Source organism: Dactylosporangium sp. NPDC005572, assembly GCF_040605515.1.
In the GTDB taxonomy this organism is placed as follows: Bacteria; Actinomycetota; Actinomycetes; order Mycobacteriales; family Micromonosporaceae; genus Dactylosporangium.
Genome location: NZ_JBEXCY010000022.1, coordinates 26,603 through 50,225, shown reverse-complemented (window position 1 = coordinate 50,225; position 23,623 = coordinate 26,603). Strand labels below are relative to the sequence as shown.

Sequence of the window (23,623 nt, the reverse complement as noted above, 5' to 3'; positions counted from 1 at the left end):
GCCGGTCCCCCGTGTGGGATGGGTGGGGGGTCCTGTAAGGTCTTCGGCGGTGGCGTGTCCGAGTGGCCTAAGGAGCACGCCTCGAAAGCGTGTGAGGGTTTACGCCCTCCCGGGGTTCGAATCCCCGCGCCACCGCCCTCTGGCCAGCACGAACGCCCGGCCGTCCCTTCGGACGCGACCGGGTGTCCGTCGTTTCGGCCTACGACGGACGGGCGGGCGGCCTCCGCCGCAGGATTGCGATTGCGCTCGGTTCGGGCCTTCTGCAGGATGGCCGCCATGTCGATGTCGGAGGCCGCTGTGGCGGAGGCCGTCGACGAAGCGCTCCGCGCGGCCTCCGGCGGTGACGAGGACCGCCGGTGGGAGTTGGTCTGGCGGCTGCCACCCGTACCTCGTCGCCGACCGTGAAGACCAGGCCGGCGACGAGGTCCCGAAGGCTCTGCGGACAGCGCTCGCCCAGTACGCCGCGGCCGGCTTTCACTGACGAGCGGTGGGCGGTCAGGCGCGCATCACCGTCGCGATCGGGATGCGGGCGGCCCGCGCGGCCGGGATCGCGCCGCCGAGGAGGCCCGCGACCAGGCCGGCGATGACGCCGGCGACGCCTGCCTGCCAGGGGAAGGTCATGTCCCGTAACTCCGGGAAGCGGTAGGCGAACATCGCCGACGCGACGTCGAGCGCGACGACCGACAGGCCGATGGCCGCGGCCGCGGTGAGCAGGCCGGTGAGCAGCGTCTCGGCCAGCACGATGCCCGCGAGCAGCGATCTCGGGGTGCCCACCGCGCGGCGCAGCGCGAACTCCTCCACCCGTTCACCGACCGTCGCCAGGCCGACGTTCAGGATGCCGGCCACGCCGATGAGCAGGACCAGGCCGGCCATGCCCAGGAAGATCCAGCGCACGATCGACAGCTCCGACTCGATCGTCTTGCGGGCGTCGACCACCTGGACCTGCAGCGCCTCGCCCGGGAGGCCCGCGCTGGTCAGCTTGTGCACCAGCAGGCGTTCGGTCTCGCCGGCCGACGGGGAGAGCAGGACCAGCAGGCCGCCGCCGTACTGGCTGCTGCCGGCCGACGACGGGAGCCAGTTGCGCAGGTCGTCCATGCGGACGTAGGCCGTGGGCTGGGGATTGCCGTCGTCGACGACGCCGATGATGCGCGGGGTGGGGTTGGCGGTCGCGCCGTCCATCCGCATCTCGGCCGGGACCACGTGCTCGCTGAAGCCGCGGGCGGCCTCCTTGTTGAGCACGAGCCGCGGGGAGTACGACGGCGGGCCGGACTCGTCGAGCCAGGAGCCGCTCACCGGGCGGAACGGCCGGAACTGCCGCACGTCACCCGACACGGCGTTGAGCACGACCTCGATGGCCTGGCCCTTCGGCGGTACGTCACCCGCATCGACCGGGACCGGCCGGCACAGGCCCGACGAGTCGCACTGCACCTGGAACGAGCCCGGCATCGGGCCGTAGCCGTAGGCGGCCTCGTTGTTGAACGGTGCCGCGCCCGGGTTGATCGGGGTGACCTTCGGCTCGCCGATGATGGCCTGGTAGCTCATCATCGCCGCCACGCCCGGCCTGCCCGCGATGGTGTCGAAGGTGGTCGAGACGGCGTCGCCCATCGGCGGCACGTACAGCTGCCGCGTGCCGTCCTTGCCCGCATGGAGCTCGAGGTCGGCGAGGCGGAGCGTCTTGGCGGTCTCCGCGGCGGCCTGCACGGCGACCACTGCCAGTACACCCAGGAAAAGCGAGAGCATGGACAGGAAGGTCCGCATCTTGCGGGCTCGGATGCCCTGCCCGCCGATGATGACGGCCGACCGGAGCCGGCCCGACAGTCTGATCATGCCGGCTCCAGCACGCCGTCCTGCAGGCGCAGGACCCGGTGCATCTTGGCGGCGTGGGCCTCGTCGTGCGTGACCAGCACGAGGCCGCAGCCGCGCTCGGTGGCGGCACGCATGACCTCGATGACCAGGTTGCCGGTCTCGGTGTCGAGCGCGCCCGTGGGCTCGTCGGCGAGCAGCACGCTCGGGTTGCGCACCAGCGCCCGGGCGATGGCGACCCGCTGCTGCTCGCCGCCGGACAGCTTGGCCGGGCGGTGCTTGGCCAGGTGCGCGATGCCGACCTGGTCGAGCGCCTCCAGCGTGCGGGCCTTGCGTTTGCGGCGCGGCAGCCAGCCCTGGCCGTTGACCAGCGCCATGGCCACGTTCTGCGCGGCGGTGAGGTGCTTGAGCAGGAAGAACCGCTGGAACACAAAGCCGAACTCGGCGCTGCGCAGCCCGGCGGCCTTGCGCTCGGGGAGGCGCGCGAGGTCGCGGCCGCCCATGAAGTAGTGGCCGGTGTCGGGCCGGTCGAACAGGCCGATGAGGCTCAGCAGCGTGCTCTTGCCGGAGCCGGAGCGGCCCAGGATGGCGACGCTCTCGCCGGGCTCGACGGTGAGGTCGACGCCCGCGAGGATGGTGCGCGGCTGCTGCTGGCCCTTGAGCGTCTTGGTGACGCCGACCAGCTCGATCAGCGGGCTCATGACTTGCCCGGGAACGGCATGCCGCCGGTCTGGTTCGGCTTGGCGGCCGGCAGGCTGGGGCCGGGCACGGCGATCGTCTCGTCACCGGTCAGCCCGGACTTGATCTCGATGACCTTGCCGTCGCTGAGGCCCAGCGTGACCTGCCGGACCTCCCGGGTCTGGTCGGCGTTGACCACCTCGACCTGGCCCTGGCCCTGCGAGCCGGCGACCGCCTCGACCGGCAGCACCAGCACGTTGCTCGCCTTCGCCGTGACCACCTCGACGGTGGCGGAGGCGCCGTTGATGAGCTTCGCGCCGGCCGGGCCGACGCACACCAGCCGCATGCCGGTCGACTCCGACGGCTGTTGCGGGTTCTTCTCGACCACCGGCGGGGGCGCGCTCGCGCTGGGATTGGCCGTCGGTTGCTTCGGTTCCGGAATGGTACCGGCGGGCAGCGCGGCGAGCGTCCCCAGCACACTGCAAGGGAAGGGCCCCGGACCGCTCTTGATCTGCGCCTGGACCGACTCCAGGGTGTCGCTGATCTGGTACGCCTGGGAGCCGTCGATGTCGGCGACGATCCCGTAGCCGACGTACTTGGCGGACACGATCGGCATCCCGGCCGTCACCTTCGACCGGTCGTCGACCAGCCGGCCCGTGAACAGCGCGCCGGCCGGCACCTCGATCGGGGTCGCCTTGCCGTTGGCCCACACGTTGGCGACCTTCGTCGGCTTCGTGGGCGTGGACGTCGGCGCCTTCACGTCGAGATAGCGCACCTCGCCGTCGATCGGCGCGACCAGCCCGAACGTCGGGCCGAGCTGCACCTTGCCGGTGAGGCTCACCCGGTTGGTGAGGTCCTGTCGGGCCGGCTTGACGGTGGTCATGGCGGTGCCTCGCTCGGCGAGGCTTGGATTGGCCCGCTCCTCGGCGCTCGACGGCGTGCAGCCCGCGAGCAGGCCGAGTGCGGTGAACAGGGACAACAATCTTCGCACCGGTGCAACCCCCAGATCGAGCCGATCGAAGCCCGCCCAGGGTATCGACCGGAGCCGGGTTGCGGGTGCCCGGAAATGGGTGATCGCGAAAATACCACCCTTGGTCATTGACACCTCCACGCCACAGTGGACGGTGCGGACCGGGCGGTACGTTGTCACGAATCCCGAAATAGCTGTGTGTCAATGTAGCGAAACTGACAGTACTCAATCGGATCATCGCGCACATTACATTGATGAGAATCACTCTCGCCGCCGCCACCGCCATGGCGGCAGCCGTTCTCCTCATTCCCGCCGCGCCGGCGAGCGCGGCCGCCCCGGACCGGTGGGGCTTCGCGTTCGTGAAGGACCCGACCACGGTCGCCTGGACGCCGCTGCCGCCGGCGTACCAGTACGGCAGCTGGATGACGTTCGCACCGGGCCTGCAGGCCGACGGCATCAAGATCGCCACCGGCCGGTTCCTGGTCCGCTTCCCGCAGATCGGCACCGGGTCGCGGGGCATCCCGCACGTCACCGCCGTCAGCGCCGACGGCCGGTTCTGCGAGGCGGTCCGCTGGTACGCCATGGGTGCCGACCAGGTCGTCGACGTCCAGTGCTTCAAGCCCGGCGGCGCCCCGATCGACAGCCAGTTCACGGTGTTGTGGACGGTGAGCTCCGGGACGGCCGTGCCCGGCGCGTACGCGTCGGTGCAGGTCAACTCGGTCGGCGGGATCGCCCAGCAGTACAACTCGACCGGCAGTGCCAACTCGGTGGTGCCCAGTCCGCCGGGGTACTACACCGTGCGCTTCAAGAGCGTCGGCGTGGCCGGCGCGCTCTCGGGCAACCTCCAGGTCACCGCGGTGCAGCCGAACGCCCAGCCGCGGCGGTGCAAGGTCGCCCGCTGGACCTGGAGCGGCACCGACGTGGTCGCGCTCGTCGCCTGCTTCAACCCGGCCACGGGTGCGCTCATGGACTCCGAGTTCACCGCGTCGTTCCACCGGGAGCGCTCGGTGTACGCGGCGGTCTACCCGCCGCGGTACTTCGGCTACGTGGCCAGCTGGTCGCCGCCCGGCCAGACGAACTTCAACAGCCTCTACGGCTTCGGCGCCAACGGGATCGGCGGGCCGGTCGTGAAGTACCCGGACCTGCACCAGAAGCAGACCCACGCGCAGGTCACGGCCTACGGCGACACGTCGGGATACTGCGGCCTGAAAGAGTTGTGGATCGATGCCGGGGGAACGGCGGTGGTCACTGCCGCCTGCTTCACCAACTCCGGCGCGGCGGTTGATCTGCCGTACCTGTCGACGTTCAGCTCCAGCGTGTGAACACAGGGTGGGGCGGCCGGCGCCGCCCCACCCCGCGCGGCGGCGTGGGGGAAGGCTCCACCGCCGGGGGCGGTTTGGCCGGCCCGGGCCGGGGCAGCCGGGGCGACGACGAACCGGGCGGCGGCCACGGCGAGTGCCGGGAAGATGCGTGGGTGCATCCGTGCTCCCAGGTCAGGGCGTCACGCCGCAATCGGCGTCTCGACCCGCAGGATGAGCACCCCGCCCTCGAACATGAGCCGAACGGATGGCACGAGTTGAGTTAGGGTCGGCGGCGGTGAGCATCGGAGCGTACCTAGCACTCGCCGCCATGGGCGCGTTCCACGGCCTGAACCCGGGCATGGGCTGGTTGTTCGCGGTGGCGACCGGGTTTCAGGAGCGGAGCAGGCGCGCGATCGTCCGCGCCCTGATCCCCATCGCGGCGGGCCACGCCCTGTCGATCTTCGTCGTGGCCGGCCTGGTCAGCGCCCTGCAGTCGATCCTGGCCACCCGCGCGGTGGCCATCACGGGCGGTGCGGTCCTGGTCGCCTTCGGCCTGTGGCGCGCCCTGTCGCAGCGCCACACCGGCCCGCCCGGCCTGCGCCTCTCCCCGCTGCAGCTGACGGCGTGGTCGTTCCTGATGTCGAGCGTTCACGGCGCCGGCCTGATGCTGGTCCCGGTCCTGGTGACGAACGCACCGTCGCAGGGCCACGCCCACGCCGCCGGCGAGGCGACCCTGTGGACGGGCCTGCTGGCAACGACGGTCCACACCGCCGCGATGGTCACGGTGGCCGGCGCCGTGGCCCTGCTCGTCTATCAGCTGGCAGGCCGCCCCATCCTCCGGGCGTCGTGGCTCAACCTGGACCGGGTATGGGCGATCGCCCTGGTCGGCGCCGGCCTGGCAACGGTGGCGGTGGCGGTGGCGTTCTGAATCCGGGTTACTCCCGCGCCGTGTCGTAACGATCCTGGGACTCCGAGATGCCCGGCATCTCGGCCTCGACCAGATCGATGAGCTCGGTCAGCTTGTCGGCGATGCGCTTGCCGGTGGCGGTCAGGCTGTACTCCACCCGGGGCGGGATGGCGCTGAGCACGGAGCGCGTCACCAGGCCGTCCCGCTCCAGGGCGTGCAGCGTCTGGGACAGCATCTTCTCGCTCACCCCGTCGACCCGGCGGCGCAGCTCGTTGAAGCGGTGCGTGCCCTCCAGCAGGGCGGCGAGCGTCAGGATGCCCCACCGGCCGGCGACCGTGTCCATGACGGGGCGCGACGTGCAGTTCCGCGCGAACACGTCGAACACCAGCTCGTCCCTGGGGGCCATGGTCACAACGATAACTGACGGGTTGCACTTTCTAGAAGTTAGTGCCTACAGTCTGGCCAGCACTTACCGAAGGAGCGATCCCATGACGATCACCGTCACCGGCGCCACCGGCCACCTGGGCCGCCTTGTCCTCGCCGAGCTGCGGCAGGCGGGGCGCAGCGACGTCGTCGCGGCTGTCCGCGACACGACACAGGACCTCGGCGTCCCGACGCGGCACGCCGACTACGACCGCCCGGAGACCCTCGACTTCACCGGCACCGACGTGCTGCTGTTCATCTCGGCCAACGAGGTCGGCAGGCGGGCCGCGCAGCACCGGGCGGTCGTCGACGCGGCGGTGAAGGCCGGCGTCGGGCTGATCGCCTACACGAGCATCACCGAGGCCGACACCTCGACGATCCCGATCGCGCCCGAGCACAAGCTCACCGAGGAGTACATCCGGGCCTCCGGCCTGCCGTTCGCGTTCCTGCGCAACAACTGGTACATCGAGAACTACACGGGGAACCTGGCCTCCACGATCGAGCACGGCGTGCTGCTCGGCGCCGCCCGCGAGGGCCGGATCGCCGGCGCCACCCGGGCCGACTTCGCCGCCGCGGCCGCGGCCGTGCTCACCGGCGAGGGCCACGCGAACAAGATCTACGAGCTGGGCGGCGACCACGCGTTCACGCTGGCCGAGGTGGCCGCCGCGATCAGCGCCCGGGCCGGTCGCGAGGTCGAGTACCGGGACCTGTCCGAGGCCGACTACGCCCAGGCCCTGATCGGCTTCGGCGTGCCGGAGGGCTTCGCCAAGGCGCTCGCCGGCTCCGACGCGGCCATCGCCGCGGGCGCCCTCGGCGTGGTCAGCGGCGACCTGAGCCGCCTCATCGGCCGCCCGACCACCACGCTCGAGGAGGCGATCCAGAAGGCGTAGGGCACGTCTAGCGGGGCGGCTCGATCAGGTCGGCGACGCGCACGAGCGGCGCCAGCTCCGCGGGGAGGGCCTCCGGCTGGACGATCCGGCCCTCCCGGAAGGTCAGCAGCTCCCGCCCGCCGAGACTCCACTGCGGCAGCCGCCCGGCGGCATGCGCGGCGATGAGATCCCGCCCGAGGACCCCACGGACCCGGGCGGGATCGTCGGCGGTGACCCGGTAGTCCCGGTCGAACGGCTTGTACCCGACCGCGGTGGCCCGATCCCCGAACAGGGCCCGCCCGAACCTCGACAGCTTCCCCCGCCGGTGCACGGCGACGACGGGCCAGACCCCACGCATCCCGACGACGAGGATGACGTAGTGGTACGTGGTGGTACTACTGGTCCCGTTGGTGCCGGTGGACGTGGTGGTGGTGTAGGAGTACTCGGCGGCGGTCACGGGCCGGCCGTCGAGCTGCCCGGAGACGGCGAGCGACACGCCCCGCCGGTTCCGCCCGGGCATCCGCCGCCCCCACTCGACCTGCGGCCGGACCTCGAGCCGCCACCCGGCCGCACCGGCCCACTGCCGAATCCGCTCGACCCGCTCCCGCTCCTTCCGCCGCGCGACGACCGCGCCGGCGATGACGGCGACCAGGAAGAGCCCGACGCAGCCGACCCCGATGAGCAGCAACCCCGCCGAGTCCATAGACCCAAGCTAATCGCCACAACCTAACCCGGCCCGCCAAGACCACGGCCGATGGCGTCACCATGCCGCAAGCCTGTTCACGGCGATGCTCCAGATCCAGTTTCTCGCGCGCCGCCGCCCTCGACCGCGCGTCCACCCGGCCGGCGGAGCCCCTACCGCTCGATCGAGGCCCTGCGCTCGGTGCCGGTCCGATCTGCCTGCCCGAACCGAGAAGCCGCCTCGTTGCAGTCAACCGCCCAGTACTGCCGAGGCATGGGTCGAACGGGGAGGGTCAACCGCCGCCCGAGGAGAGCAGGCTGTCCACCACTTCCGACGGGAGGCGGCAAGTGCTGTTCGACGCTACGGCCCCCGGGTAGCTGAGACCAGCGACCCTGAAACGACGAACGCCCGGCTGCCGTCTCATCGACGGGCCGGGCGTTTGGCCTGCTTGCTGGCGGTGGCGCGGGGATTCGAACCCCGGGAGGGCGTAAACCCTCACACGCTTTCGAGGTCTGCTCTTCAGTGTCCAGCGACGGTTCGCGCCGTCCGTGCGCTGCGCCTGCACGTGGCAACGGACGCGCGAGATCACTCGCGAACGGGGACGAACGAGACGGCAACTGAGACGAAGCGTTATCTGTATGAGGGTTCATGTCCGCGGTGTTGAATCCGGTGTGGTTGCGACGTAGCGCGTGCTCCGTGATCGAGGCTGTCCGATCATGCGAACATGACCTCTGTCCCGTAGCGACTGCAGCGCCCGGAGCACCTGATGACCTTTCAGGCCGGTTTGCCGTTCGATCTCCGTGCGCGACAGTTCGGTGCTTGAGAGGACGCTCAGCACGAGCGTCTCACTGTCGGTGAATGCGGCAGCCGTTGGAGGGGTCTCATCGGCGTTCAGGTCGCCGAGCCGAGTCAGCGTGAAGAGATCCTCCTCCTGCTCGAACGTCCTGCCGTCCGAATGCCGGTAGGTTGTCGTGCCACGCGTGCCCTGCTGCTCGACCAAGCCGCGTTCGACGAGATCGCGGAGCTCTCGGCTCACGGTCCGGCTGTCCTGGACTCCAGTGGAAGCGCGATAACTGCCGTTGGTCAGCACCGCGCCGTTGCGCATCATGACGAGCCCGGTCATCTGAGACCGCGACAGCGGCCGATTGTCCAGCGACTGCAACCACTCAATCGCGTCCTGGTCGAGCAGCGCGTGGTTGGGAAACTCGGCGGTGAACGAGGAGATCCCGTCCGTGAACTCCGGAGGTTCCATGCCGGCTTCGGTCAGGACCATTCGGATTCGAGTGATCCCGCTCCCGCGGTTCTCGCACACCATGTGGCCATCGAAGTACGGCGTGTCTTCAAGAATCTTGAGCAGCGCCTTGTTTCTGGAGGACGTCACCGTCGTCGTCCCGAGTGCACCGACGTCGACCGGTCCGTACAGCCCGCCGGGATTTCGGATCACCAGCCGATCCGGATACATCTCGACTTGGACCTGCGTTCCGCGGGCGAAGTCCGAGTAGTCGCGATGCACCAGTGCGTTGACCAACGCCTCCCGCAGGACCTCCTCAGGGTACTCCCATTCATCGATGCGAAAAATTCCGGAGACGATGCTGCGACGTTTCATGTTCCGCTTCAGGATGCGCACGCACTCGTTCACGATGAGGGGAATCGAGCCGTCCACCGAGCGGTTCTCGATGAACCGCTCTCCAGCCGGGCCGAGCACACCGGGCTCGGTGCCGGGATAAGCCACGAATGTAAGGTTGAGCTGCGGCTCAAACGTCTGCGGATAGATCCCAAATGCGAGCAGCCCAGCCAGTGTCGGGACGAGCATCCCGTTGTGCATGGTCAGGACGTTGAGCATGGTCAGCGCGCGCTCGTCGTCGATCTTGCGAAAGATCTCGCCCTTGGTGTCGCGGACTCGGCTCAGAAACCGGCCGATCGCCGTCTGGTCCAGATCCGCGGAGCTGCTGCCAGGCACGGCTTGGACGTCGTACTTCTGTTCGGTCCGATTCGCCAGCAAGAGCGCGACCTCGTAGTCGGTGAGCTTCCGGTCGCCGTCCCCTACCCGGATCCGCGAGCCCGCCCAGGGGCCGAGACTCCTACGGTGGCACGGTCGCTGGTCCCGAGGCGTAGGCGGCACATAGCAGGCGACTACGTTCTTGTCGTCGATGGTCGCGGTGAAAATCTCCGCCCGGACTGCAGGCTCCATCTCGGCGCAGACCGCGCCGAGCTGGCTCTCCATCGCGCCGGCGTCGTTGACGCCCACCACGGTGAAGCCGGACCGCTCATCAACGCCGAGGAGGATGCATCCACCCTGCGCGTTGGCAAATGCACTGATCGACTCCCACAGTGTGGCCGGCAGGCCGCCCTGCGAGCGCTTCACCTCACAGAGGAAGTGATCATTGCCGACCCGCCGGAGCTCGGCGATGAGCCCCGGGATGTCCGCCGGGACCATGGGACCTCCTCCTGTACAACGCGTGTGTCACAGATTGTTCCACAGATTTGTGGTACAGGGACAGACTTCGTTGTACAGCAACCGCTCCTGTTGTACACGGCTTCGCTGGTCTTGCACAGGACAGGCGCAGCGGCCACAAGTCTTTGTCGCACGCTCGGCGAGCCGGCCGTTCGGGCGCGCCTCCGCCCACGCTACGGCGATCGCAACTGAGACGAAATGAGACCACGAAGCCGAACGCCGGGCGGCTCTGCTGGGAGGTGCCGGGCGTTCGGGCTGACCAAGGGCGGTGGCGCGGGGATTCGAACCCCGGGAGGGCGTAAACCCTCACACGCTTTCGAGGTCTGCCCTCCGGTGTCCGGGGGCGACCCGAACCGTTCGTGAGCTGGCGTTGGTGGGGCGACGCGGACGGCCGAGGCTGCCGGCGGACGCAGACGAGTGAGGCGGCAACTGAGGCGGCCAGGTCAGCACCGCCCGCGTCAGATGAGGGTCACGGCCGCAGAATTTGAGGCGCGGGTCGAATCGCCAACAATCTTTACGGATCAGCAAGTGACCGCTTGCAGTTGTGGTCGACAACCCAATTGATCTACACCAGGAAAATTGGAGTCGGTCCAGTTTAGCAAGCTACTCGCTGGTATTATCGACGCCTATCGGTTGCCATTCACCCAGTCGTTTCTTAGGGCCGGATTAGGGACCCATGTCAGAACCATCTGTTGCGATCTTCCTCATTGGCACACGTAATTTGTTGTCCGCTCGAACGTGTGTCAAAAAAATGGGATCCACCAGGGCGGACGTCTCGACATTCGGAACTAGCATGGCCTTACTTGCACGGCTGTAGTTCGTTTCAAGATTGCTGGCACTCGGTCCTGTAGAGTGCTAGAAGCGCGAAAGACACGCCCCGACTCGGAAGGTCCGAGACGCAGGTCTGGACGCCGAACCGGGGCCATCTCTCATTGGTGGTGAGGAGGTCACGGTAGCAGGACGAGCCGAATGCCGGTATGGATCGGCCCGTCTTCCTTCGGCGTTTTTTCGCGCAGAAGGGAGTGAATACCGGTGACGACAGCCATCGGAACGACCGCGCGGACGGGCGAGCGCTGCCCCGAGAGCGGCGTGTGGGAGGTGGTCGGCAGCCCGTCGACCACGGCGCCGATCGCGAAGGGCAACGTCATGCCGCCATACAACAGCAAGGCGGTCACGTGGCGGCTCATCCGCCTCGCCTAGCCCGCTAGGGCAAATGACATGGGCCGCCGAGCAACGCTCGGCGGCCCATGTTCGTGATCCGGCTTAGCCGTAAGACATCTCGGCCGAGGATCGGGTGCGGCGCCAACGCGCCGAGTACTCCTCCCGGATGCAATCGATCGGGGAAGCCGAGATCCTCGAACCGAGGTATAGATGCTGTCCGTGCCGCGGATCTTCTCCGAGGCCAGCGACGTCGACGGGGACAGGCGACCTCAGGCGTCAACGGCGAAGCGCCCGGTTTGGTGGTCGACCGGGCGCTTCGGGGAACCGTGGGGGTGTCAGGTTGCGTAGGCGATGTTCATGTCCGGGGCGCGCAGGATGTTCGACTGCACGTACACCAGCTCGATCGTGCAGTTGGTGTAGAAGCCCGGCAGCGGGATCGGCGGGGGCGGGAACGACGGGGTGAAGGTCAGGGGCAGGATGCCCAGGACGTTCGCCGAGAACTTCGACGTGTAGAACTTCACGTCGCCCTCCACCGTCAGCGACGAGCTCTTCGTCAGGAGCAGTTTCGGGGCGCCGGGGGTCCGCAGTTCGAACGGGGTCGAGGTGGACTTCTTCATGCTGAAGGCCAGCACCTTGACCTTGCTGCCGTCCTTGCGCTCCAACTCTGCCACGCCGTCGTACGTCAGGCTGTCCATGGTCATGACGTCGGCCTTCAGGATCGACGGGGCGGCGGCCACGTGGGGCTGACCGGGGGCGATCTCGGCCTTCTTGTCGTTCGGCGGGCTTGACGACGGGGCGCAGCTCGGGGCCTTCGACGGAGCCTTGGTGGTCGTCGTCGGCGCCGGCGGGCTCGCGGCCGGGGCGCTGGTGGTGGCGGCCGGAGCCGCCGCCGACGGAGACGCCTCGTCGCCGGTGATGAGGCCGCGGATCCAGCCCAGCAGCGTGGGGTCCTCGGACTTCGTCGGCGACGGGGACGCCGACGGGGACGGCGCCACCGAGGGGCTCGCCCCCGGGCCCGGCACGGTGGCCGAGCCCGACGGGCGAGCGGTGGGCTGTGCGGTGGGGCTGCCACAGGGGGCGGCGTAGGCCGTGCCCGCGTGGTGGGTCGCCCCGGCGATCGACGCCGCCAGGACGACGGCCAGCAGGAGCGGGCCGAGCGCCCGGCGCTTCGGCAGGTCGCCGTTGCCGGACGGGGGGACCTGCTCGTCGGCGCTCCCGGCGCCGTGCAACGGGCTGTACTCGGCGGTCGGCAGCTCATCGGTGAGCACACCCGACGACTGACGAGGCACGTCCAGGGTCGGACGCTCGTCGAACATGTCGTCGAGCGGAACGTCCTCGTCCGAAGGCCCCTCGTCAAGCGCAGGAGCCGGCGGCGCGCCCGGCGACCAGGCCGCGGCCAGGCCGCCGCCCACCACGCCGAGCACCGTGCCGAGGAAGAAGCCCCCGAGGTTCAAGCCGATCAGTGAGTACAGCGCCGTCAGCGTGCCCAGGATGCCGTAGAACAGCCGCTGCCCCGGCGAGAGCCAGGTCAGCAACCCGCACAGCAGCAGCATCGCGGGCAGCACGTACGACAGGAACCCGGTCGGCCCGAAGTGGACCTCCAGGGCGAGCTCCAGGTTGGCGCTCAGGAACAGTTCCAGGCCCGACAGCAGCAGGAACAGGCCACCCCAGAACGGCCGTTGGGCGCGCCACCGGCCGAAGCCCGCACGGAAAGAGGTGGTCACGGACGTCCTCCAGAAGAACTCACGAAGCAAAGCGCGGGCCCGCGGGCGGTACCCGCGGGCCCTTTCGGCGGAACTAGAAGCACTCCTCCGGGTTGGCACCCGTGGAGACGCTCAGGTCGAGGCCGGTGAGCTTGAACGTGCCGGCGGTGGTCGACCACGCGACCTGCTTGAGGTTGGTGATCACGACGCTGTCGGCCTGCTGGGCGAAGCTGCCCTGGAGACCGCGAGCGTTGGGGCCGCCCTTGGTCAGGTCGGAGGCGTCGATGCCGATCTGGATGTTGCTGAACGTGGCGTCACCCTTGAGCGACGACAGGTCGATGAGCAGGTCGGTCGCCTCGGCGGGGGTGCCGCCCTGGCCGGCGTGGATGACCATGCTGACGGGCAGGCCGGGGACCTTCACCGACTGGCACAGGTTGTAGAGCTTGGCCTGCTTGATGCCGGAGACCGCGACGAAGTGGTTCTTCGGGTCGGCCGGGTTCTGCGGGTTGCCACCCTTCTCCGTGGCGAGGCCGCCGTACTGGACGAACCCGGTGCCTTCCAGCTTGTCGGCGGAGACCTTGAACTGCTGGCCGGAGACGGCGAAGGACGCGGCGATCGCGCCCGTCGCCTGGCCGAAGACGATGGCGCCGGCGATGAAGGTGGCCGGCACGACGACGGTCGCGAAACGCTTCCATCTCGTGCGGCCCTTCACCGCGCTGCCCTGAGCTACGGACACGTAGGGCTCCTCTTGGTCGCGGGGTGCTGGTGTGCGGCGCTCCTGCGGTGCGGGCGCACGCAACTCGCTCCTGCGGCCGACCTCCTGTTTCGCTGCCGGGCGGTTTCTTGCAGGAGGGCGGGGCGGGGCGTGCGGACGATGTTGCCCCCTCCCCCGAGCGGGTTCAAGGCCGGTCGTTACTGGCCGGTAACCGCGTTACGGCGAAAATTTCACGGACCGTAACCAACGGGTGGGTCGGGGAAACAAAAGGTCGGGCCATCAAAGCTCCCGAATTCGGACAAGACGGCGGTGTGACGGTCACCACACGTAAGCGATCTTGGCCCAGGTCACGGTTCCATAACGACAAACCTCGGAGGTTCTTATTCCACCATCGACGATGTTCGTTTTAAGCGCAAAAGCTGCAAAACCGGCATCCCGCAAAACTCGGCATTGCGCTGCGATGGTTAGTTAGCTCCAATAACTAACGAGGTGGCCGCCATCCATCTCGCCGGATATGAAACAAGCGCGGCGGCAGGGTCGGCGCCCCACCGCCCGAGCGCTCAGGAAAAGCGCGATCGGCGCGCGTCTTTGCCTGGCTGACCCCCACAGCTCAGGAAGGACACCCGCAATGGCACCATCCCCGCGCCGATGGCGACGGCTGTTCACCGCAGCCACCGTCGCCGCCGGCAGCACCGTCGTGGCCGCGTTCGCGAACGCGCCGGCCGCCACGGCGATCCCCCTCCCGGCCACCGACTACCAGCACGTCCAGCTCGCCCTCGGCAGCGCCGAGCTCGGTGAGCCGATGTCGCTGGCCGTGCTGCCCGACCGGTCGGTGCTGCACACCGCCCGCGACGGCACACTCCGCTTCACCGACGCCGCCGGCAACACAAAGGTGGCCGGCAAGCTCTCCGTGTACACGCACGACGAGGAGGGCCTCCAGGGCGTCGCGGCCGACCCGGGCTTCGCCACCAACCGCTGGGTCTGGCTGTACTACTCGCCGACGCTGTCCACGCCCGCGGGCGATTCGCCGGCCACCGGTACCGACGCGAACTGGAACACCTGGAAGGGACACCTGAACCTGTCCCGCTTCACGCTCAAGGCCGACAACACGCTCGACCTGGCCAGCGAGAAGGTGGTGCTCACCGTCGACAACGACCGTGGTCAGTGCTGCCACGTCGGCGGCGACATCGACTTCGACGCGCAGGGCAACCTGTACCTGACGACGGGCGACGACACCAACCCGTTCGAGTCGGCCGGCTACTCGCCGATCGACGAGCGGACCAACCGCAACCCGCAGTACGACGCCCAGCGGAGCTCGGGGAACACCAACGACCTGCGGGGCAAGCTGCTGCGGATCAAGCCGAACACGGACGGCACGTACGCCATCCCGTCCGGCAACCTGTTCGCTCCCGGCACCGCGAAGACCCGTCCGGAGATCTACGCGATGGGCTTCCGCAACCCGTTCCGGATGAGCGTCGACAAGCCCACCGGCGTGGTCTACCTCGGCGACTACGGTCCCGACGCGGGCACCACCAGCAGCACCCGCGGCCCGTCCGGGCAGGTCGAGTTCAACCGGATCACCGGCCCGGGCAACTACGGGTGGCCGTACTGCACCGGCACGAACACGACCACGGAGACCTACAACGAGTGGGACTTCGCCGCCAACACCGGCGCCGCGAAGTACAACTGCACCGGCGGCCCGACGAACAACTCCTTCCGGAACACGGGCCTGACCACCCTGCCGGCCGCCAAGTCGGCGTGGATCCGCTACGCCGGCGATGCCGGCACCCCGCCCGAGTTCGGCACCGGCTCGGAGTCGCCGATGGGCGGTCCGGTGTACCGCTACAACGCGGGCCTCAACTCGGCGGTGAAGTTCCCGCAGTCCCTGGACGGCAACTTCTTCGCCGGTGAGTACGGCCGCCGGTGGATCAAGCCGGTGAAGATCAACGCCGACGGCTCGCCGGGCGAGATCTCGACCTTCCCCTGGGCCGGCACGCAGGTCATGGACATGACCTTCGGCCCGGACGGCGCGCTCTACGTGCTCGACTACGGCACCGGCAGCAACAACCAGGCGCTCTACCGGGTCGAGTACGTCGGCGGCGGCAACCGCGCGCCGACCGCCAAGATCACGCCGTCGGTCACGTCGGGGCCGAACCCGCTGACCGTGGCGTTCTCGTCCGCGGGCAGCACCGACCCCGAGGGCGGGGCCCTGACCTACGCCTGGGATTTCGACGGCAACGGTACTACGGACTCGACGGCTGCCAATCCGTCGTTCACGTACACCACGAACGGCACCAAGACCCCGACGCTGACCGTGCGGGACCCGCAGGGGCTGACCGGCTCGGCCAGCACGGTGATCACGGTCGGGAACACGGCGCCGACGGTCCGGCTGACCCTCCCGGCCAGCGGCCAGCTGTTCAACTTCGGTGACACGATCCCGTTCCAGGTGACGGTCACCGACCCGGAGGACGGCACGATCAACTGCTCGCGGGTGAGCGTGACGTACTTCCTCGGGCACGACAGCCACTCGCACCAGATCACCGGCAAGACCGGCTGCTCCGGCACCATCACGATCCCGGTCGACGGTGAGCACGACGCCGCGGCCAACATCTACGGCCTGTTCGATGCCGCCTACACCGACAACGGCGGCCTGACCACGCACAGCATCACCACCCTGCAGCCCAAGCACCGCCAGGGCGAGCACTTCGGGGCCCAGTCGGGCATCCAGATCGCCAACCACACCGCGGCCGAGGGCGGGGCCACCGCCGGGTTCATCGAGAACGGCGACTGGATCTCGTACACGCCGTACCTGCTGAACAACGCCACCCAGTTCACCGCGCGGGTCGCGTCCGCCGGGGCCGGCGGCACGATCGAGGTGCGGGCCGGCTCGGCGACGGGCACCCTGCTCGGCACGGCGACCGTGCCCAACACGGGCAGCTGGGAGACGTACACCAACGTGTCGGCGAACATCTCCGGAGCGCCGTCGACCGCCACCACGCTGTACCTCGTGTTCAAGGGCGGTGCGGGGAACCTGTTCGATGTTGACGCGTTCACGTTCACGACCGGCGGTTCGAACCCCGGCACACCGGTGGTCAACCTGAAGTCGCTGACGAACAACCTGTACGTCTCCGCACCGAACGCGACGACGGCGCTCATCGCCAACTCGTCGACGGTCGGCCTGGCGCAGCAGTTCGACCTCGTCGACCTCGGCGGGGGCAAGGTGGCGCTGCGTTCGAAGGCGAACAACATGTTCGTCTGCGCCGAGAACGCGGGCGCGAACCCCCTTCTCGCCAACCGGGCGACGGCCGGGGCGTGGGAGACGTTCATCCTGATCCGCAACTCCGATGGCAGCGAGAGCCTGCAGGCGCAGGTCAACGGGCTGTACGTGGTCGCGGAGAACAACGGCGCCGGCTCGCTGATCGCGAACCGGGCGGCGATCGGACCGTGGGAGAAGTTCGATCTCGTCGGAGCGTGAGCATATTGATGCTTAACGCTTGACACTCTCCGTTGGATCGTGAGTGTATGTGTTGGTCCGTGGGGACGGTCGCCGCGCCGTCCCCACGGACCGGCCTCGGCCGCCACCGGGGTCGACGCATACCTCAAGGAGCCCCTCGATGAAGCTCTCCCTCGGCAGACGGGTCGCGCTCGCGCTGGTCCCGCTGCTCGCGACCACCGGACTGCTCGCGGTGTCGGGCGGGCCGGCGAGCGCCTGGACCCCCAAGACCCCGCCGATGACCACCCCCTGGACCAACTCGGTCTCCACCACCAACCCGCTGCCCGAGTACCCGCGGCCGCAGCTCACCCGGCCGGACTGGCAGAACCTCAACGGCATCTGGGACTTCGCGGTCACCGGCAGCGGGCAGAGCACCCCGCCGGCGACGTTCGCCGAGCAGATCCGGGTGCCCTTCCCGGTCGAGTCGGCGCTCTCCGGCATCCAGCGCCGGGTCACCGAGGGCGACAAGCTGTGGTACCGCCGCACGTTCACCGTCCCCGCGGGCTGGAGCGGCCGCCAGGTGCAGCTGAACTTCGGCGCCGTCGACTGGCAGACGACCGTCTGGGTCAACGGCACGCAGGCCGGTGCGGTCCACAGCGGCGGCTACGACGCCTTCTCGTACGACATCACCTCCCTGCTGAACGGCGGCACCAACACGATCGTGGTCGGCGTCTGGGATCCCACCGACGCGGGCAGCCAGGCCGTCGGCAAGCAGCGCCGCAACGATGTGCTGCCGCACCCCGGCGGCGGGATCTTCTACACCGGCTCCTCGGGCATCTGGCAGACCGTGTGGCTGGAGCCGACGCCGGCGGCCCGCATCACGCGGGTCGACCTGGTGCCGAACCTGTCGAACAACACGCTGTCGGTGACCGTCTTCGGCGCCGGCCTGAGTGGCCACACCGCGTTTGCCTCTGTGCTTTCCGGGACGACGGTGGTCGGCACCGCGAGCGGCTCGACCGGCGCCGCCTTCTCCGTCTCGGTGCCGAACGCGCACCTGTGGTCGCCCGGCGATCCCTTCCTGTACACCGTCCGCGTCGAGCTGCGCAGCGGCTCCACGGTGGTCGATTCGGTCGGCAGCTACGCGGGCATGCGCTCGATCTCCACCGGCGTCGTCAACGGCCAGCGGCGCATCCTGCTCAACGGCCAGTTCGTGTTCCAGACCGGCACGCTCGACCAGGGATACTGGCCGGACGGGATCTACACGGCGCCGACGGATGCGGCGCTGCGGTACGACCTCCAGGCACACAAGGACCTGGGCTTCAACATGGTGCGCAAGCACATCAAGGTGGAGCCGCAGCGCTGGTTCTACGCCGCCGACCAGCTGGGCCTGCTCGTGTGGCAGGACATGCCGGCGATGCCGACCGGCGTCGTACCGTCGTCGGCGGCCCGCACGCAGTGGGAGCTGGAGTACGACCGGATCATCGACCAGCACCGCAGCTCCCCGTCGGTCGTCATGTGGGTCAACCAGAACGAGGGCTGGGGCCAGTACGACCAGGCGCGGATCGCCAACGAGGTCAAGGCCTACGACCCGTCCCGCCTGGTGAACAACATGAGCGGCGTGAACTGCTGCGGCTCGGTCGACGGCGGCAACGGCGACGTGGTCGACTTCCACGTCTACGTCGGCCCCGGCGCCACCCGCCCGTCCTCGACCCGCGCCGCGGTGCTGGGCGAGTTCGGCGGCCTCGGACTGCGTGTCTCCGGCCACGAGTGGTCCCCCGGCAACGGCTTCAGCTACGAGGACCAGGGCAACGCGACCCGCCTCAACGACCGACTGAACGGCCTCTACGAGCAACTGCGCACCGGCGGCCTCCCGTCGGGCCTGTCCGCCTCCGTCTACACCGAGATCACCGACGTGGAGAACGAGGTCAACGGCCTGCTCACCTACGACCGCCAGGTCGTGAAGGTGGACGCCGCCCGCCTGCGGGCGAGCAACCAGGCCCTGATCGCCGCATCGGCAAACCCGGGCTCGTTCGTCTCCCTGCCTTCCAATGTGTACCGCTCGTTCCGCGCGACGACGGCCTGCTGCACGACGCGGTACATCCGCCACCAGAACAGCCTGGGCTACACGGAGGTGGTGACCGCGAGCAGCACGACGCTGCTGAAGCAGGACGCGACGTGGCGCATCGTCCCCGGCCTGGCCGACTCGTCCTGCTACTCCTTCGAGTCCCGCAACTACCCCGGCCGCTACCTGCGCCACCAGGCGTTCCGGGTCAGGATGGACACGAACGACAACTCGGCCCTGTTCCGCGCGGACGCCACATGGTGCGCTCAGTCGGCCACGGGCGGCGTCCGCCTGACGGCCTGGAACTTCCCGGGCCAGTACCTACGCCACTACAACGCCGAACTATGGCTCGCAACGCCGGGCGGCGCGAGCACGTACGACAACCCGTCCTCGTTCCTGGCCGACACAACCTGGTCCGTGGACGCCGCCTGGGCCCCGTAGGTCCGCTTTCATGATCGTGGGAAACATCCGGTTGCCAGGGCAGCCAGATGTTTCCCACGATCATCGACACCGATGGGTCGCCTCGCCCGGCCGGGGATCTGGGGTCCACGGCCGGGCGGGGCAGGGCGTCAGGCGGTGAGCAACTCGGCCAGGGCCTCGGCGGTCGCCGGGTGGGCGGACAGTAGGGCCAGCGGCGCGGGGGACGGCGGTGCGGTGGTCAGTGGCTGCCAGGTCGGGTCCAGGCCGAGCAGCGTTGCCAGGGCGTCCGTCGTGGCCGGGTGCGCCGACAGGAAGGCCGGAACCGGGCCGGACGTCGCGACGGCCGGCCCCTTCGGTGCGGTGGGCTTGGCCGACATCCACGGGGGAACGAAGGCGTCGACCGCCGGGAGGGTGGCCGGGAACGTGCGGCCGGCCTCGCGGATCAGGACCGGGACCAGTTCGCCGGCCTGGTCGCGCAGGGTGGTGATCAGCGTCGGGAGCCACGGGAGCAGGACCGGGTCGGGGAGCTTGGCGAAGGCGTTCGAGATCAGCTCCACCACGAACGGGGCCAGCTTGGGGGCGGGCTCCAGGGCCTGGACAAAGCCGCTCAGGTACTGCGGGAACGACGGCACCACCAGCGGGTTGGCCAGCAGGGCCGCGCAGCGGGCGCGGAGCTCCGGCAGCGGGAGCAGGCCCAGCTGGTGGTGGGCCGACCAGAGCAGGGCGACCTTCGCCGGGGATTCGGGGTGGGACTGGCGGACGGCGAGCTCCAGCTGGGCCCGATCGCAGCCCAGGGACAGGGCCAGGCCCTCCATCGTGAACAGGAAGCCCAGCATCGCCGCGACCTGGCGGACGCCCGTCTCGTCGTCGACGAACGCCGTCGGGAGCAGCGTGCAGTAGTGGGCGTAACCGGCCTTCACGAACGACTCGCACCAGGCCGGCAGGGTGGGCTCGGTCGCCCGGTAGTGGGCCAGGAGGCGGCGGATGCGGCGCAGGACCTCCGGGGCGTCGTCGACCGTGCGCTCGGCGGCCAGCAGCTCGACCGCGCGGGCGCCCAGCTCGTCGGTGAAGCGGCGGCTGCCGAGGAACAGGATCGAGTCCTCGACGGCCCGCAGGGCCACGGCCGCGGTCGCGTCCTGGGCCCAGACCGAGCGGCGCAGCCGCTGCTCGACGACCTGCTCGACGGTCACGCCCTCGTAGCCGAGCTCGATGACCACCCGCTGGTGCTTGCCGATGGCCAGGTCCCAGCTCTCCTGGATGGAGCGCTCGCCGAGCCGGCGGGTGCCCATGATCGGGCGGACCGCGCCGTCGGGCAGCAGGTAGCGCAGCATCCACAGCAGCTGCGAGCACGGGACCAGCTCGGGCCGGGCGTTGAGGTCGAGCAGTGCCCGCTGCACGGTGTTGCGCTGCAGGTCGAGGCCGATCGGGGCGAGCCGGTCGTAGACGTCGCGGGCCAAGGGCGGCAGCGCGTCGTAGCCGACCTGGCCGATGCGGTCGCCGCCGAGCAGGATCTCGCAGAGGCGCCGCACGTCGCGGCGGCCGGGGACGGAGTCCTTCTCGATGCAGGTGACGGCCGCGTCCTGGAAGTCGTACGGCGTCGGGCGGGCCCGGTTGCGCATGCCCGCCAGCAGGATCGACGTCTCGAAGATCGCGATGGCGTCGGCGGTGCTGGCCAGGTAGCCGTTGCGGCGGGCCAGCCGCACGATGTCGACGCACCAGCCGAGCAGCTCCTCCTCGTCCAGCCCGTCGAGCGTGGGCGGGCTGGCCAGGAACCCCGACAGCCGGTCGGCGACCGGCTCGGCGGCATCGGCGGACGCGACGGCCGGCAGCGCCTTGGCCGCCCGCTTGCGGGTGCCCTGCTGGCCGGTGAGCTGGAACGGCGTGAGCCGCGAGCGGGTGACCGCCTTCGCCCACGTGGCGGCGGCGATCGACACCGAGCCCGAGGCGAGACCGAACTGCGCCTCGATCGCGGAGTGGCTCGACGGGATCAGGCCGTAGAGCCACTTCGTCGCTGAGCGCGCCGAGATGTCGAAGTCGGTCACGCCGTCGGCGGTGCCGAACTCGGCGACCCGGCTGGCCGCGTGGAACGCGCCGCAGACGTAGAGGCAGTCGGCCCGGTCGACGCCGGACGCGGCCAGGTGCTGGCGCATGCGGGTCCACATGTACCGCTCGCGGTCCTCGTCGACCCGCACCCGCCGCGCGGCGGGCGGGGAGAGCCGCCGGAACAGGCTGCCGATGAGGACCATGACCTGCCGGTAGGTGGCGTAGTCGGCGCCGGCGAGCGGCTGCTCGACATACTGGTCCCACCACTCCGACCAGTGCCGCACCTTGCCGTGGTGGAGCAGGTGCTCCTCCAGCTCGGCGAAGCGCGGCCGCAGGTCGCCGATCTCGATGCCGACGGCGTCGCCGTGCAGGTCGACCTCGGCGTCCTCGGAGCCGGCCGCGGCCGGCTTCTCCTGCGGCTCCCACTGGAAGACGTGGTCGGTCGAGCGGTCGACCAGCACCAGCTCCACGCCGGGCGTGTCGAGCGCGTAGGCGATCGCCTGATACTCGGCGGAGGCCTCGGTGATCGGCGCGACGATGCTCAGCGGGCCCCAATCCTTCGGGAACCCGTCGAGCTCCGACGCGAACGCCTGGAGCGCCACCGGTAGCTTGCAGTTGCGCAGCTCGGTGAGCAGGGGCTGGAGGTCCTCGCACAGCTCCAGGTAGATGACCTTGGGCTGCTTCTCCCGCAGGCGGCGGACCATGGCCAGGCCGGACGCCGGCGAGTGGTGGCAGACCGGGAAGATCTCCAGCTCCTCGCGCAGCGCCCGGTCGACGTCGTCGACGATGCCGGCCAGGATCTCCGGCACGGCGCTGGGCCCAGCGGCGAAGGCGGTGGCCGCCTCCACCAGCTGGGTCCGCAGTGCGTTGAACGGCTCGGTCATGACAGGGTGGCGATCGCCTGGCGGCCGCCCTCCAGGAACTGGGGCCAGTCTCCGCCGTCCTCCTTGCTGCGCGGCTCGACGACGCCGTGCCAGTACTTGTTCAGGATCGCCAGGTCCTCCGGGCTGCGCCGGGCGAGCGAGCCGACCAGCGAGCCCGCGAGGGTCTCGGCCCGCAGTGTGCGGTCACCGAAGAACGTGCTGTGCAGGATCGCGTCCTCCAGCACGCCGATCTGCTCGGCCGTGGACAGCGCCGACTCCAGCTTCTCGTCGTCGCTGGTCGCCGACGCGGCCGCGGCGCGCAGGTCGGCGAAGCTCTGCAGCAGGATGTCGAGCAGGTTCGGCGGGACGTCGAGCTCGATCTGGTGGCGACGCAGCAGCTCGCTGGTGCGGAAGCGGACGATCTCCGCCTCGCTCTTCTTGTTGGTCACCACCGGGATGCGCACGAAGTTGAACCGCCGCTTGAGCGCCGAGGAGAGGTCGTTGACCCCGCGGTCGCGGCTGTTGGCGGTGGCGATGATCGAGAAGCCGGGCTGGGCGAAGACGATGTTGTCCTGGTCGAGCTCCGGGATCGAGATGTACTTCTCGGAGAGGATCGAGATCAGCGCGTCCTGCACGTCGCTGGTCGACCGGGTCAGCTCCTCGAAGCGGCCGATGACGCCCCGCTCCATCGCGGTCATGATCGGCGAGGGGATCATCGAGGACCGGGACTGGCCCTTGGCGATGACCATCGAGACGTTCCACGAATACTTGATGTGGTCCTCGGTCGTGCCCGCGGTGCCCTGCACGACGAGCGTCGAGTTGCGCGAGATCGCCGCGGCGAGCAGCTCGGCCAGCCAGCTCTTGCCGGTGCCGGGGTCGCCGATGAGCAGCAGGCCGCGGTCGGACGCCAGGGTGACGATGCTGCGCTCGACGAAGCTGCGGTCGCCGAACCACTTCTGGGAGATCTCGCGGTCGAGCCCGTCGGCCCGCTCGGAGCCGAGGACGAACAGGCGCACCATCTTGGGGCTCAGCCGCCACGTGAACGGCTTGGGCGAGTCGTCGATCGACTCCAGCCAGTCGAGCTCCTCGGCGTACTTCACCTCGGCGGGGGCGCGGAGCATGTCGGTCATGAGGG

16 protein-coding genes and 1 tRNA gene are annotated in these 23,623 nt (G+C 69.6%); 6 read left to right on the top strand and 11 right to left on the bottom strand.

The features are described 5' to 3' along the window. The first annotated feature begins 48 nt into the window (after nucleotides 1–48). Nucleotides 49–135: transfer RNA gene (locus ABZS66_RS14135), tRNA-Ser, on the top strand. Between the two features lie 360 nt (nucleotides 136–495). Here the strand turns inward: ABZS66_RS14135 and ABZS66_RS14130 are convergent. Genes ABZS66_RS14130 through ABZS66_RS14120 form a run of 3 tightly spaced genes read right to left on the bottom strand, consistent with a single transcriptional unit; the run spans nucleotide 496 to nucleotide 3,592 of the window. After that, on the bottom strand, nucleotides 496–1,827 hold the full coding sequence (locus tag ABZS66_RS14130; RefSeq protein WP_354757528.1) for an FtsX-like permease family protein: 1,332 nt from the start codon (nucleotides 1,825–1,827) through the stop codon (nucleotides 496–498). Then, on the bottom strand, nucleotides 1,824–2,504 hold the full coding sequence (locus ABZS66_RS14125; RefSeq protein WP_354757527.1) for an ABC transporter ATP-binding protein: 681 nt from the start codon (nucleotides 2,502–2,504) through the stop codon (nucleotides 1,824–1,826). Before ABZS66_RS14125 ends, ABZS66_RS14130 begins: the two co-directional genes overlap by 4 nt. Next, nucleotides 2,501–3,592 (bottom strand): efflux RND transporter periplasmic adaptor subunit, encoded by a 1,092-nt coding sequence (locus tag ABZS66_RS14120; protein ID WP_354757526.1) that lies wholly within the window; start codon nucleotides 3,590–3,592, stop codon nucleotides 2,501–2,503. The genes ABZS66_RS14125 and ABZS66_RS14120 overlap by 4 nt, the downstream gene beginning before the upstream one ends. Before the next feature lie 113 nt (nucleotides 3,593–3,705). Here ABZS66_RS14120 and ABZS66_RS14115 point away from each other — a divergent pair, with 113 nt between their 5' ends. Both ABZS66_RS14115 and ABZS66_RS14110 read left to right on the top strand, forming a co-directional pair. Next, on the top strand, nucleotides 3,706–4,773 hold the full coding sequence (locus tag ABZS66_RS14115) for a hypothetical protein (RefSeq protein ID WP_354757525.1): 1,068 nt from the start codon (nucleotides 3,706–3,708) through the stop codon (nucleotides 4,771–4,773). 274 nt (nucleotides 4,774–5,047) lie between these two features. Then, nucleotides 5,048–5,680 (top strand): hypothetical protein, encoded by a 633-nt coding sequence (locus ABZS66_RS14110; RefSeq protein ID WP_354757524.1) that lies wholly within the window; start codon nucleotides 5,048–5,050, stop codon nucleotides 5,678–5,680. Nucleotides 5,681–5,687: 7 nt separating this feature from the next. On the opposite strand, the gene ABZS66_RS14105 is transcribed toward ABZS66_RS14110, so the two are convergent. Next, complete coding sequence (locus ABZS66_RS14105; protein WP_354757523.1) at nucleotides 5,688–6,065, bottom strand: helix-turn-helix domain-containing protein; 378 nt, start codon at nucleotides 6,063–6,065, stop codon at nucleotides 5,688–5,690. Nucleotides 6,066–6,147: 82 nt separating this feature from the next. Between ABZS66_RS14105 and ABZS66_RS14100 the strand changes: the two genes are divergently transcribed. Continuing rightward, on the top strand, nucleotides 6,148–6,972 hold the full coding sequence (locus ABZS66_RS14100) for an SDR family oxidoreductase (protein ID WP_354757522.1): 825 nt from the start codon (nucleotides 6,148–6,150) through the stop codon (nucleotides 6,970–6,972). Nucleotides 6,973–6,979: 7 nt separating this feature from the next. Here ABZS66_RS14100 and ABZS66_RS14095 read toward each other — a convergent pair whose 3' ends face one another. The 5 genes from ABZS66_RS14095 to ABZS66_RS14075 all read right to left on the bottom strand — a co-directional run bounded on the left by ABZS66_RS14095 (nucleotide 6,980) and on the right by ABZS66_RS14075 (nucleotide 13,688). Next, nucleotides 6,980–7,654, bottom strand: coding sequence for a hypothetical protein (locus tag ABZS66_RS14095; RefSeq protein ID WP_354757521.1), 675 nt, complete (start codon nucleotides 7,652–7,654; stop codon nucleotides 6,980–6,982). 625 nt (nucleotides 7,655–8,279) lie between these two features. After that, nucleotides 8,280–10,070, bottom strand: coding sequence for an ATP-binding protein (locus ABZS66_RS14090; protein ID WP_354757520.1), 1,791 nt, complete (start codon nucleotides 10,068–10,070; stop codon nucleotides 8,280–8,282). 965 nt (nucleotides 10,071–11,035) lie between these two features. Next, nucleotides 11,036–11,263: a hypothetical protein gene (locus ABZS66_RS14085; RefSeq protein WP_354757519.1), complete on the bottom strand. Its 228-nt coding sequence runs from the start codon at nucleotides 11,261–11,263 to the stop codon at nucleotides 11,036–11,038. 321 nt (nucleotides 11,264–11,584) lie between these two features. After that, nucleotides 11,585–12,973 (bottom strand): DUF6114 domain-containing protein, encoded by a 1,389-nt coding sequence (locus ABZS66_RS14080; RefSeq protein ID WP_354757518.1) that lies wholly within the window; start codon nucleotides 12,971–12,973, stop codon nucleotides 11,585–11,587. 73 nt (nucleotides 12,974–13,046) lie between these two features. Next, on the bottom strand, nucleotides 13,047–13,688 hold the full coding sequence (locus ABZS66_RS14075; RefSeq protein ID WP_238008225.1) for a DUF6230 family protein: 642 nt from the start codon (nucleotides 13,686–13,688) through the stop codon (nucleotides 13,047–13,049). Nucleotides 13,689–14,295: 607 nt separating this feature from the next. Here ABZS66_RS14075 and ABZS66_RS14070 point away from each other — a divergent pair. Continuing rightward, complete coding sequence (locus ABZS66_RS14070) at nucleotides 14,296–17,142, top strand: PQQ-dependent sugar dehydrogenase (protein ID WP_354757517.1); 2,847 nt, start codon at nucleotides 14,296–14,298, stop codon at nucleotides 17,140–17,142. Nucleotides 17,143–17,281: 139 nt separating this feature from the next. Beyond that, nucleotides 17,282–19,603 carry an AbfB domain-containing protein gene (locus ABZS66_RS14065; RefSeq protein WP_354757516.1) on the top strand — a complete coding sequence of 774 codons (2,322 nt, stop codon included), beginning with the start codon at nucleotides 17,282–17,284 and terminating at the stop codon, nucleotides 19,601–19,603. Nucleotides 19,604–19,731: 128 nt separating this feature from the next. Here the strand turns inward: ABZS66_RS14065 and ABZS66_RS14060 are convergent, their stop codons facing one another. Both ABZS66_RS14060 and ABZS66_RS14055 read right to left on the bottom strand, forming a co-directional pair. Beyond that, nucleotides 19,732–22,509, bottom strand: a complete 2,778-nt coding sequence (locus tag ABZS66_RS14060) for a DUF5682 family protein (RefSeq protein ID WP_354757515.1) — start codon at nucleotides 22,507–22,509, stop codon at nucleotides 19,732–19,734. Continuing rightward, the gene (locus ABZS66_RS14055) at nucleotides 22,506–23,618 is read right to left on the bottom strand and encodes an AAA family ATPase (RefSeq protein ID WP_354757514.1); all 1,113 of its coding nucleotides are present in this window, start codon (nucleotides 23,616–23,618) and stop codon (nucleotides 22,506–22,508) included. Before ABZS66_RS14055 ends, ABZS66_RS14060 begins: the two co-directional genes overlap by 4 nt. Nucleotides 23,619–23,623 lie beyond the last annotated feature (5 nt).